We start from the raw sequence: 12,227 nt of genomic DNA, 5'->3' as shown, positions 1-12,227 counted from the left end.
ACACCCCGGCACAGCAACCCTGGACGCCGCTGTCAGAACGATACCAAGACACGGCTCTTCATGTCTCCGGCAGGACCGATCGGCCGCCCAACATTCGGGCGACCGATCGAACACTGGATCAGAACAAGTAAGTCAACTGCACACTGGCAATATCGACAGAACTCTCGTACTCGCCCGACAAAGTCCCCTTGAAGAAATCTTCTCCATTGAGAGGATCGACTCCGGCCTGACGATTGCTCCGGGCATTATCAACAAACAGGTGGGCGTAGCCGACATCAAGCTTGAAACTTGTCCAGGCATAACCGAGACCGGTCGCGACCCAGATACGGTTGTCGCCCGGAATCCTCGGCGTCCGATAGTCATCCGGAATCGGCGTCTCATCGTAAGCCAGGCCGAAGCGCAGGTCGAGTGCCTCGCTCGGGCTGTACGTCAGTCCGGCCGAATAGCGCCAGGAATCATTCCAGTTCTCGGTCGTAACGGCATCGGCGCGGCCATCGGCGAATTTCACCCGCAACTCGTCAAAGCTGCTCCATTCCGTCCAGGTGGCATCGGCCATCACCGCCCACTGATCGTTGAAACGGTGGTAGACACTTGCCGAGGCGGTTGCCGGCAGGTCCAGATCCGCCTTGGCGGCCACATCGCTGAAAGCGGCCTTAATTCCACCGTCAAGCAAAGGGTCACCACTGATCACGTTCGGCACCTCGTAGTCGGCATCACCCTCCGCCGTGTAACTGATCTCAGAACGATAAGCGATCCCGAAGCGGGTATTTTCATCCACCTCGATCAGGGCACCGAGATTGAACCCGTAAGCCCAGTCATCGGCTTCCAGGGTCACCTTGCCGTCCCGATTTTGCGGCAGCCCACTCAAAGCCGAGTTAAAGCCGGACGTGGCATAGGCAATGGACCCGAAATCGATTGCCTGAGACAATTCGGCATCGACATACTGGGCACTGACACCGACACCGACACTGAAATGATCATTGACCTTGTAAGCAACCGAAGGGTTGATATTCACCGTCAACACATCGGAACGCAGGGCGTGATAACGCCCCTGCCAGCCGTCACCCCATTCCGTGACCAGCCCATAGGGAGAGTTGATGCCGAGACCGGCCACCCAACCATTGTCAAAATTAATGCTGTAATACGCATTTGGCACCACGACCGCCTCACCACCGTTACCGCCATCACCTCCGGTCAGAGCGCCGCCGCCAAGCAGAGGCGAAACGGCCGAGGACCCGTCATCCTTGAAATCGCTCTGTGGAAAAATGACATGCATACCGGCTGTCGCCTGCTGACCTTTAAGACGAGTCATTCCCGCGGGATTGTAAAAGATCGTCGTCGGGTCTTCAGCCGACGCCGCAGCACCGGCGAAAGCATTACCGAGGCCCGACACACTCTGCTCAATAACCGCAAACCCGGCACCGAAGGAAGATGCCGCCACCCCGAGCACCAACAGAACTGCCGCTCCAACCACTGACAATTGTTTCATCCTGCCAACTCCTTTGCTATAAATCATCACCAACCGCCGGGCCCCTCCCGACGCGCATATTTCAACTTGTTCATCAGGCTTATATACGACCTTTACGTTCAGGTCAATATAAAATAAAACAGATTTATATTAATATACTTTAGCGCCATTTTTACCAAATTGCACAAACCCCCTCGGACCCCTTCGACAAAACCGATCCCATAGATAAACAATCTTAAAATACATTATTTTTATGCGTTTTGCTGTTTTCTTCGGCAATACACACACTGCTTGATTGAACAATTTTTTACTTGCAAACATTGTTTTTTAAAAATAGAGTTGCAGAAAAATATCAGATCTGGTCCCCTATTAATGATTGACGAGCACGTAAGAATACATCCCTTCCAGAAAATCGAGGAAGAGAGGCCCCCCCACCGGCCAACGTCATTCTTTTCTCCTGCGGCCATCTTCCCTCTGCTCGCCGGGGCACTGCCCGGCCTGACTTGGGCGATCTTGATGACAACCGCGCCGGCCATCGGCCCGGCCCTGATGACCATCTGCGGCACCCTGGCTGTCTTCGGCTGGCAGCGAAGACAGCTCCTCGGGCAATGGCAGCAGACACTCAGGGAAGAACTCGCGCAGCAGCAACAGCACCACCGGCAACAATTGGCCGAACTGCGCAGGCAGCAAATCGACCTCATCCATAGCTTCCACGCCGGCACACACCTCATGGGACAGTCTCTCGACCCTCGCGAAGTCATGCTACTGGCCGCCGAGAACCTGCACAAAGTCTTTGGCTTCGACCGGGTCAACCTGTTGCTGCTTAATGAGTGTGGAACCGAAACCGAACTGGCCGCCAGCCACGGCAGTCCGACCAAGGCCATCAACCGCCCGCTCCCCTTCGACCATCGGGCCGGGATCCTGAAGCAGTGTGCCGACCAACGCCGCGCGTTGCTGGTCGATGATATCGTCGCCCTGCCCGCAGAGCTCCATCTGAGGGCGCCCCTGGCCGAGTTGCCGCAACTGCGTTCGCGCAGTTTTATCGTCTGTCCGATCATTTCCCGGGGACAACCGGTGGCACTGTTCGGAGTTGACAACAAGCAACGACGCATCGCCCTCGACCAGGCAGATCTCGAAACGGTGCAATTATTCGCCAACCAGGTTTCAGCCCTGATCGACCGCCTCACACTGCTCGACCGAAGTGACCAGCTGGCCCGCGCCCTGCGGGACACCTTTTCCGAGCTGGCCCGTTTCCGTGATGAGTACTTGCAACTCAACCAGGCCCTGCATGAGGAAACCGACAACGCCGCCAATACTGCCGGCAAAGTCACGGCAGCAGCCCAGACGACCGGCGAGCGAGTCACCGAAACCTGTTCCGCCACCCAGGAGATATCGACCACCGCCGCCCAGCTCTCGGAAAACATGACCCTGCTTGCCGAGCACATGGAGCGGGTCGCCGGCATTTCTGCCGAAATGTCAGCCGCCTCCGGCGAGATCGATCGCCACGCAGACCAGTCCCGACACCTGAGCGAAACGGTACGACAGGAAGCCAACATCGGTGTTGCCGAAATCGAGAAAACTCTCGCCGGACTTCACAAGATCTCCGGCGCTCTCGATGCCGGTGAAATCACCATCGCACGACTGACGCAACTGGGTGACAAAATCGAACAGATGGTCACCAGCATTCACGACATCAACGATCGCACATCCCTGCTGGCACTGAATGCCGCCATTATTGCCGCGCAGGCGGGCGATCATGGCCGTCCCTTTGCGATCGTCGCCGACGAAATCCGTGCTCTGGCCGGGGAAACCAACATTTCCGCTGCCGGAATCGAAACCCTGGTCGGCCAGATCACCCGGGCAACGCGGGCCATGACCGACGACTTCCGCAAAACCCGTACCCTCGTCAACGAGGAGCTTCGTCTCGGTGAACAGACCAGCGGACGTCTCGACAGCATCCTGAATCAGGCCACCCTGGCCGGCGAGATGGCCGAAAAAATCCGCCATGCCACCTCCGAGCAGGCCGACGGCAGCCTCGCCCTGAACCAGACCATCTCCGAATTGAAGGACCTGAGCAGCCAGTGCCTGCTCGCCATCCGGGAACAGGCCCGCGGAACCCGGCGAATCGTTGTCGCCATGGATGAGGTCGAGTCCCAGACGGCAAACGTCACCATCGCCGCCGAATGCCAGCAACAGGGGACCCGACAGATCAGCCGCATGACCGGGCGGATCAACGCCATGGCCGGCAGGATCTTCGCCGCACTGAGAGACCGGGAGCAGGAAGGCCGGCTGCTGATCGAACAACTGGCGCAGATGCGCCGACAGGACTGACCCTCTCTCTATGCACAGCACCGAAAAACTGCGCCAGCAGAACGAACAGCTGACCAACCATCTCGACCGTTTGCGCGAGCTCTTTCAGCGACTTGAAAACGCGACCGCGCACCAACGCAAGATCCTCTCCAGGCAACCGCGGAAGACCGGCGCACCTGCCGATTGAGTCTGCTTGACAGCCCCGGAGGGCTGTGCTAAGCAGACCCCATCGGCTCACGCCGCACGGCAACAGCCAATCTCAATTCTCAGCCACCGCTCCCCGGAAAGGGTTCGTCATGACACAGCAGACATCATCCGCTCTCTTCAATCGTGCCAAGCAGGTCATCCCCGGCGGCGTCAACAGCCCGGTACGGGCCTTCAAGTCGGTTGATCGCGACCCCCTGTTCATCAGCCGCGCAGCGGGATCACGCATCTATGACGCCGACAGCAATGCCTACATTGACTATGTCGGCTCCTGGGGCCCGATGATCCTCGGGCACTGTCACCCCAAGGTGGTTGAAGCTATCCAGCAGGCCGCTGCTGCCGGCGCTTCTTTCGGCGCGCCGACTGAAAAGGAAATCATCCTTGCCGAAATGGTCCGTGACGCCTACCCGAACATGGAAAAGGTGCGCATGGTTTCTTCCGGCACCGAAGCGACCATGAGCGCGATCCGCCTGGCCCGTGGCTATACCGGCCGGGACAAGATTCTCAAGTTCGACGGCTGCTATCACGGCCATGCCGACTCCCTGCTGGTCAAAGCCGGCTCCGGCGCGGCAACCTTCGGCGTCCCGACCTCACCGGGAGTGCCGGCCGATTTTGCCAAACACACCCTGACCGCCACCTACAACGACCTCGCCGACGTCGAGCAGTTGGCCGCGGCCAACCAAAATCAGATCGCCTGCATCATTCTCGAGGCCGTTGCCGGCAACATGGGCTGTGTTCCGCCCGCACCGGGCTTTCTCGAGGGGTTGCGGAGCCTCTGCGACCGGGAAGGCATCATTCTCATCATTGATGAGGTGATGACCGGTTTCCGGGTCGCCTACGGCGGCGCTCAGGAACGCTTTGGCGTCCGCGGAGACCTGAGCTGTCTCGGCAAAATCATCGGTGGCGGCCTGCCGGTCGGCGCCTTCGGAGGCAAAAAGGAGATCATGGATCACCTTTCCCCAGACGGCGGAGTCTACCAGGCCGGCACCCTGTCGGGGAACCCGCTGGCCATGAGCGCCGGTATCGCCACCCTGAAGCTGTTGCAGCAGGATGGATTTTACGACATGATCGAAGAAAAAAGCGCCTACCTGGAAGCCGGGCTGCGCGCCGCGGCTGAAAAAACCGGGGTGCAAACCTGCTTCCAGCGGGTCGGTGGCATGTTCTGCACCTACTTCCAACCGGGGCCGGTATTTACCTTCGCCGATGCGGCAGAAAGCGACATCAGCCGCTTCAGTGCTTTCTTCAGTACCATGCTTGAAGCCGGGATCAACCTGGCACCATCTCAATTCGAGGCCGGATTCATGAGCGCCGCGCATAGCCGGGAAGACCTGGACACCACCATCGCCGCAGCCGAAAAAGCATTTTCGGCACTTTGATTCTCACCTCTTGAATAAAGGAGCCTGCGACTGCCGGAGACAGCGGTTTCAACACCTGTCGCCAGGGCGCAAAAACGATTGACACCCCTGCGACCCCTATGCTAATAAATACGGGTTTTCCGGCAGATTGTATGCTGTATACAATTTACTATGGGCGAAGACCGACGCCAACTTATTAGATCTCTGGGCTTTTTATCGAGTGTCGGCATTTCCCTGGTTGCTGCCTGCTTGATCGGCCTGGCACTCGGTTACTACCTTGACAAGTGGCTTGACACGACGCCATGGATGACTCTGACATGGCTCGGCATCGGTATCATTGCCGGCTTTCGCAATGTCTACATCCTGACTCAGCGTGAACTGCGCCGACAGAAACAGGAGGACGACCAGGACAACAATGAATCCTGACGAGGATCTGCTGCGCCGCATGGCTCGGCGCAACTGGGTGATTCTCGGGCTACTTGTACTGTTCAGTCTGCCCTGGCTGTCGGCAAAGATCAGTCTCGGTGTAGCGGCAGGAGGCCTGGTTGCCATCTGCGGACACCACTGGCGACACCGTACCCTGCGGCGCATGCTGGACTGGCCGGAGCAGGCTTCGGTTGGCGGCTTCCAGGTCGGATACATGATACGCCTGGCAACCCTCGGCGCCGCCGTCTACCTGTTGCTGGTACGTTTTGAACTGCATCCCCTGGCACTTGCGGTCGGCCTTTTGACCGTGCTGATAAATATTTTGATCACAACCCTGCAACGTTTGAGATAACCGGAGGAGCCCTCGGTACCATGACTCATCCCTTTCTTATTTTCGGCTGGCTTAAAGAAGAGCTTCACCTGCATGTAGGTGAACACGTCCTCTATACCTGGCTGGTCATGTTGATCCTGATCATCCTCGCCCTGCTGGCTTCCCGATCCATCAAGCAGGTCCCGAGTGGTCTGCAGAACCTGATGGAAGTTGTCGTCGAGGGCATTTCCAACCTTGCGGAAGAAACCATGGGCTCCAAGGGCAAGGCTTACTTCCCCCTGGTAGCCACCCTTGCCCTGTTCATCCTGGTCAGCAATCTGATCGCGCTGATTCCCGGCTTTGCCCCGCCGACCGCCAATCTCAACACCAACGCCGCCCTGGCGCTGACGGTCTTTGCCATGACCCATCTGGTCGGGCTCAAAGAACACGGGATCAAGTACCTGAAACATTTCATGGGGCCGATCTGGTGGCTTGCCCCGCTGATCTTCGTTATCGAAATTGTCGGCCACCTGGCACGTCCGTTGAGCCTCTCGCTGCGTCTTTTCGGCAACATGTACGGACATGAAATCGTGCTGATGATCTTCCTCAGCCTGGTTCCCTTCCTGCTGCCGGTACCGATGATGCTGATGGGAGTCCTGGTCGCCTTCATTCAGACCTTCGTCTTCACCCTGCTGGCGATGATCTACATCGCCGGGGCGCTTGAGGAAGCACACTGATATTAAATTCACCCGGCCCTAATCAGATCTAGGGACAATCAAACCTTTCACTAGAAGGAGTAAGACAATGGAATTTTTCGCATGGTGCATGTTGGCCGCCGGTATCGGCATGGGTCTCGGTTCTTTCGGTACCGGTATCGGTCAGGGACTCGCTATCAAGAGTGCCGTTGAGGGCGTTGCCCGCAATCCCGGCGCTTCCGGTAAAATCCTGACCACCATGATGATCGGCCTGGCAATGATCGAATCCCTGGCTATCTACGTTTTCGTCGTCGCCATGATCATTCTCTTCGCCAACCCGTTCACCGAGCAGGTCCTGCAGCTGGTCGGCGCCGCTCACTAAACCGGGAAAGACACAAAATGAGAAAGAGGGATGTGGCGACACATCCCTCTTTTTTTGCGCCGTCCCGCCTCTCGGCCCAGATGCCGGAAAGCACAACCGCGCGCAATTTCCTGACATCAGCCCGGACAGCTCGGCAATCATTTTTTTATTGCATCAAACCCCAGAATCAGGTAACTTTTGTGCGCTCTGACAATTGTATACTGTATCCAATAAAGCAGACTCCCAGAGAATCCTCTCTTGCTTTATAGATTCCACCCAACAAAGGATTGATACCATGGCCAGCCTGAAAAATCTTTTTGCCTGGTGCAAACGTCACTACCTGCTTGTCACATTCCTGGGTGTGCTGTTCATCGCCGCCTTCGGATTCGTCAACATCCAGATACTGCATATGACCTCTGAGCCCGAGTTCTGCCACATGTGTCATCCGGCGCAGGGTTTCGGCCCGCTGGCCGAAGTTGATTCCTGGGAGCATTCCGCACATGGCGAAGCCGGCGTTTCCTGCCTCGATTGCCATGGTCGACCCGGCGTCGTCGGGTACATCAAGGCAAAACTGGGTGGACTTAAGGACACCTACATGCAGCTGACCATCTCCAAGGAAGAAAAGCTCGAAATCCTTGAGAACCCGAAAAAAGATCTGGTCCCCGATCAGCAGTGCCTTTTCTGCCATTCGGACAAGGGCAACCAGGATTATCGGAAACGGGTCAAGTTGATGAAAATCGTTCGCATGCGCCTGCTGGACGACGTTAAAAATCCCGAGTTCAGAAAGCACAAGGGCCTCCCTGACATCCTCACCGATACCTTTGTCGGCGGAACCCATTTTGATCACTCCATGCATCTTGAAGCCTTTGACTTCAAATGCCGCGACTGCCACTTCGGCCTGGTCCACAATCCGTCCACCAAAACCGACCGCATGAATATGTGCGTTACCTGCCACAAGGAAAATGAAGGCAGCGGCGCGCCGCTGGTGACCGAATGCCAACGTTGCCATGAGGCCCAGTTCGACATGAACAAGGGTGTCGGCGCCAAGGACGTGGCAGGAGAACCGGGACTGATGTGGGGCAACGGGGTGGTTTGCCAGGACTGCCACACCGGCGTTTCCAAAGGTATCTACCGACCGACCAGCGAGACCTGCAACAACTGCCACGATGACAGCTACGGTGAAATTTTCAACGAATGGTCTTCCGAGACCAAGGCCGAGATTGCCGACCTGCGCGAAATGCGGATCAATGTTGAAGACGCGCTGAAAGAAGCCGACAAAAAGAAACGCGACACCAAGGCCTATTGGACTCTCTACGAAAAAGCCCTTTACAACTTCCGCCTGGTTCGCAATGACGGTACCAATGGCGTTCACAACCGGGACTATGCCCAGGCGATCCTGGCTTCGGTTAAAAAGGACTTCCAGACCGTGCTGAACGACCTCGATCAGACCTGGTAGCCGGAACCGCGGTTCCATCCATATCAGACAAAAAAGGCGTCGCAGAAATGCGACGCCTTTTTTGTCTCCGCCGGGAGACCTCTCACAACAACCATAAAATCTTCAACCGGCCGAAGCTTACTGAAGATCCCGCTGTCTCCCCTCGTCTATCAATCCCGGCACCAGGTCCCTGCGGGCTCCGTCCGCCTGAAAAAGGATTGAAGCAGAATTCAAACTTTCACCTCTTCCCCTTTTTCGGCAGTTTTTTCTCTCTCTCCGGCAAAAGCGTCGAGCTTCTGCCATCGGGCCAGAACAACCGACTCAACCGACGCGACAATACCGAAGGAGAGAACACTCAAAAGGAGAGGAATCCCCTTGGTGCTGAAAAGATCGATCATAAAAACCTTGAACGCCGCCACCAGGGTGACGAGAATCGCCACATTCTTCAACTCCCGACTGTTACGTTTCCAGGCCAGGACCATCAACACCGCGATCGCGCTGTTGATAAGAACTGACTGCAAACAGACGAAGGCTCCGAACTGGTTGCCGGACATCTGGTGCAGGCCCCAGTAAAGCAAACTCCTGGCTTGAAAGAATCCGGCCGACAAGCCGGAAAGCAACACCAGGGCGGCACTCCGGTCGCAGGTGTCAAAATGTCCGAAGACCCGGCCGATCTGTAACGGCGGATACCGACGAGACCAGACGTAATGATATATGCCACCGATCGCCGTCAAACCGGTTCCGGCCAGGGTAATGAGCAGATTCTGCCCATCCGGATGATTTCTCAGGGCAACCACCAGGCCGAACCCGGCAGCGATCTGCAGCAGATAGGAAACCCAGCGAACTCCGGAATTCCGCCATTTTTCACTCATCCAGGCCAACCAGACGGCCACCCCGGAATAAACAGCCGCCGCGACAACCAGATTATGCGTTGCCAAGGGCAGACAAAGAACCAGCAACAAACTGCCGGCCATGCTCAGAGTGGTCCCGCCCGGGGTGTGATCAATTTTACGCTGCGCCAACATATGGATGAGGAAATAGCAGAGCAGAGCCGCCAGAATACCGGCAACCCCGAGACCGAAAAAGCTTGAACCGCCCCGCTGTAACACATAATGGGATGACCAGACCACCCAGACCACGGTCAGGGTCGGAGCAACGTTGTCAAACAGGGCGATCGGGCCGTCTCCGGTACGCCAGACACCGAAAAAGGAGCTGAAGATGAAACCGATGCCGTAAATCGCGACCAGGGGAAAGAACCAGTTCTCGGCCAGGGGCTCGGGGGGAATCTGGTCAGCAAACAGGTACATGCCGAGGCGCATCGCCCAAACCTGAGCGATCAATACCGTCATGCCAAAAACAAACCAGCGCAGCCAAGAGGTGTTTTTCAAACGCGACGCATTAAATGCCAGCACATTGGCCAGCAACAGCAATGGAGCCAGATAGGAGAAAAGCGGGGTGGGATAATCAATGGCAGCACCCGCCAGACACATCCCCAGAGTGCCGATAATCACCGGACCGGGTTTCTGAAAGCGTTGACTCTGCGCCCCCAGAGTCGCTCCGAGCATCATCAGAATGAAATACGCCGGTACCGGCGTCAGGGTTTTGAAATGAGCCTGGGTTTCGACCACCATGGAACAGAGCAGGAAGGCTCCGGCTCCGGTAAAAACCGGGGCGTTATCCCCCTCGCGGTGATAAAGAAACCAGCCCACAAGCACCAGAATCGCGGCGTAACTCATGCCGAGAATGGTCCCGACCTGCTGGTTGATCAAATGGTTGTCGGTTGCCGTACGCAATGCCAGGGCCAGCACCATGATGAAGCAAACGGTGGCCACCCGGGGAAGCAGCGCGGCCTTGCCGGCCCAGGATGACAGCCCACCGCCCCCGGACAAAACCGCAGCCTTGCCCGAGTCTTCATCCTGAACATCCACGGACACGCCGTCGAGACCCGTTTCCAGAAGGGAAAGTCTTTTCTGCAACCCTTCCAGTTGATGTTCAAGATGCGCAACGCGCGCTTCAAGATCCTGCTCAACCATCATCCCTTCCTCCCTCAGAAAGCGCCCGGGCCGACCTTGGCCGCGCACGGTGTCAACCGTTGATCATGATTTCGACCAGGCGGGATTGCAACCAACCATCCATCGGGTAATCTTTACAGAAATAGAACCATGGACTCGATATCGAAAAGTCGTTCCGGCATCTATAACGCCTTTTTATTCTATCAACATACCCTCCCCCGTGCGTTAGCCATGTTTCATATTAAAGAGCTTGAACATAACACCATTATACAGCAATCACCTTAGATAACAAATTGTTTTCACGATTTTAAAGTTGACAGCCAAAATTGACGGTGCTAAAGGTAACAATGTTTTATTATCAACTCTAGACAGGGGGTAGTGACGTGAAAGGACATGTTTGGCGACCACTCTACGTGGTCATCGGTATTGTGGTCTTGCTCTTGCTGTTCAGGTTTTTCTATGTGCCTGATGATTTTGGCATCCAGAAACAAGGGTACACCTTCGGCTTCCATCGCCTCTCCAATGAACAGGAATGGAAGGACTTTCCGGCCAAGTACAAGGGCACGGAATACTGCAACGAGTGCCATGACGACAAGGTCGCCAGCATTTCGGCGTCCCAGCATGAAATGATCCCCTGCGAAGACTGTCACGGCCCCGCACGGAACCATCCGGAAGACCCGGAAAAACTGGTCGTCAACCGTAGCCGCGAACTGTGCATTCGCTGCCACAGCAAACTGTACATGCCCTCCAGCGGCCGCAGCGACATTCCCGGCATCGACCCCGGCACTCACAACACCGGCATGGAATGCGCCGAATGTCACAACCCGCACAACCCGAGCCTGGAGGATATGTAACCATGAAGAGACGCGATTTTCTCAAGAGCACGGCGGTTTTCGTCGCCGGGGCCTCAGTCTCCCTCTCGGCCCTGGAACTGGTTGACCCCAAAGAGGTCCTCGCTTCGCGACCCGAGTTGCGCTGGGGCTTCCTGGTCGACACCCATAAATGTGTCGGCTGCGGCATGTGTGTCAAAGCATGCAAACTTGAAAACGATATCCCCTACGATGCCAACGTCACCCGTACCTGGGTCGAACGCTACGCGATGATGAAAAACGGGGAGGTCATCAAAGACAGCCCCAAGGGCGCCCGCGACGGCTTCACCAGCAAGCTGGTCGATCAGGGCGAAGCGGGCACCAGGCTGTTGCGCGACAAGGATATCGCCCAGGCCTTTTTCGTTCCCAAGCTCTGCAATCACTGCACCCTGCCGGCCTGCGTCCAGGTCTGCCCGGTCGGTGCCACCTACAAGACCGCCGACGGCGTGGTGCTGGTCGACCGCAAGTGGTGCATCGGCTGCGGCTACTGCATCATGGGCTGCCCTTACGGCGTCCGCTTCTTCCATCCCGTTGTTCATACCGCCGACAAGTGCACCTTCTGCTACCACCGCATCAGCAAGGGCGGCAACACCGCCTGCGCCCAGGCCTGCCCATTCGGCGCCCGGACAATCGGCAACCTCCGCGACCCCAACGATCCGGTGGCCAAGGCGGTCCTCAATGAACGGGTCGGTATTCTGCGCGCTGAATACGGCACCAAACCGAATGTCTATTACATTGGTTTGAACAAGGAGGTGCATTAGCCATGGTTGAACAAGTTGCCC

At 56.8% G+C, this 12,227-nt stretch carries 12 protein-coding genes; 10 read left to right on the top strand and 2 right to left on the bottom strand.

Going from position 1 to position 12,227, the window contains the following annotated elements:
• Positions 1–118: 118 nt before the first annotated feature.
• Complete coding sequence (locus C2E25_RS11725) at positions 119–1,489, bottom strand: OmpP1/FadL family transporter (protein ID WP_158247237.1); 1,371 nt, start codon at positions 1,487–1,489, stop codon at positions 119–121.
• Between the two features lie 495 nt (positions 1,490–1,984).
• On the opposite strand from C2E25_RS11725, the gene C2E25_RS11720 reads away from it, so the two are divergent.
• The 8 genes from C2E25_RS11720 to C2E25_RS11690 all read left to right on the top strand — a co-directional run bounded on the left by C2E25_RS11720 (position 1,985) and on the right by C2E25_RS11690 (position 8,585).
• On the top strand, positions 1,985–3,799 hold the full coding sequence (locus C2E25_RS11720; protein WP_158247236.1) for a methyl-accepting chemotaxis protein: 1,815 nt from the start codon (positions 1,985–1,987) through the stop codon (positions 3,797–3,799).
• A gap of 10 nt (positions 3,800–3,809) precedes the next feature.
• Positions 3,810–3,965: a hypothetical protein gene (locus tag C2E25_RS17510; RefSeq protein WP_158247235.1), complete on the top strand. Its 156-nt coding sequence runs from the start codon at positions 3,810–3,812 to the stop codon at positions 3,963–3,965.
• Positions 3,966–4,074: 109 nt separating this feature from the next.
• Positions 4,075–5,358 (top strand): glutamate-1-semialdehyde 2,1-aminomutase, encoded by a 1,284-nt coding sequence (hemL, locus tag C2E25_RS11715; RefSeq protein WP_103115922.1) that lies wholly within the window; start codon positions 4,075–4,077, stop codon positions 5,356–5,358.
• Between the two features lie 150 nt (positions 5,359–5,508).
• On the top strand, positions 5,509–5,763 hold the full coding sequence (locus tag C2E25_RS11710; protein ID WP_103115921.1) for an AtpZ/AtpI family protein: 255 nt from the start codon (positions 5,509–5,511) through the stop codon (positions 5,761–5,763).
• The gene (locus C2E25_RS11705) at positions 5,753–6,115 is read left to right on the top strand and encodes an ATP synthase subunit I (protein WP_103115920.1); all 363 of its coding nucleotides are present in this window, start codon (positions 5,753–5,755) and stop codon (positions 6,113–6,115) included. Before C2E25_RS11710 ends, C2E25_RS11705 begins: the two co-directional genes overlap by 11 nt.
• 20 nt (positions 6,116–6,135) lie before the next feature.
• Positions 6,136–6,810, top strand: coding sequence for a F0F1 ATP synthase subunit A (atpB, locus tag C2E25_RS11700; RefSeq protein WP_103115919.1), 675 nt, complete (start codon positions 6,136–6,138; stop codon positions 6,808–6,810).
• A gap of 67 nt (positions 6,811–6,877) precedes the next feature.
• Positions 6,878–7,150: an ATP synthase F0 subunit C gene (atpE, locus tag C2E25_RS11695; RefSeq protein ID WP_103115918.1), complete on the top strand. Its 273-nt coding sequence runs from the start codon at positions 6,878–6,880 to the stop codon at positions 7,148–7,150.
• Between the two features lie 274 nt (positions 7,151–7,424).
• On the top strand, positions 7,425–8,585 hold the full coding sequence (locus C2E25_RS11690; RefSeq protein WP_103115917.1) for a NapC/NirT family cytochrome c: 1,161 nt from the start codon (positions 7,425–7,427) through the stop codon (positions 8,583–8,585).
• Between the two features lie 209 nt (positions 8,586–8,794).
• On the opposite strand, the gene C2E25_RS11685 is transcribed toward C2E25_RS11690, so the two are convergent.
• On the bottom strand, positions 8,795–10,600 hold the full coding sequence (locus C2E25_RS11685; RefSeq protein ID WP_103115916.1) for a DUF2339 domain-containing protein: 1,806 nt from the start codon (positions 10,598–10,600) through the stop codon (positions 8,795–8,797).
• 359 nt (positions 10,601–10,959) lie between these two features.
• Here C2E25_RS11685 and C2E25_RS11680 point away from each other — a divergent pair, with 359 nt between their 5' ends.
• Together C2E25_RS11680 and C2E25_RS11675 are read left to right on the top strand one after the other, a co-directional pair.
• Positions 10,960–11,430, top strand: coding sequence for a cytochrome c3 family protein (locus tag C2E25_RS11680; protein WP_103115915.1), 471 nt, complete (start codon positions 10,960–10,962; stop codon positions 11,428–11,430).
• A 2-nt stretch (positions 11,431–11,432) separates the two neighbouring features.
• Positions 11,433–12,206, top strand: a complete 774-nt coding sequence (locus C2E25_RS11675) for a 4Fe-4S dicluster domain-containing protein (RefSeq protein WP_103115914.1) — start codon at positions 11,433–11,435, stop codon at positions 12,204–12,206.
• Positions 12,207–12,227 lie beyond the last annotated feature (21 nt).

This window comes from Geothermobacter hydrogeniphilus (genome assembly GCF_002898515.1).
In the GTDB taxonomy this organism is placed as follows: domain Bacteria; phylum Desulfobacterota; class Desulfuromonadia; order Desulfuromonadales; family Geothermobacteraceae; genus Geothermobacter_A.
Note: the sequence above shows the minus strand (reverse complement) of the source record. Positions and strands in the feature narration are given on the sequence as shown.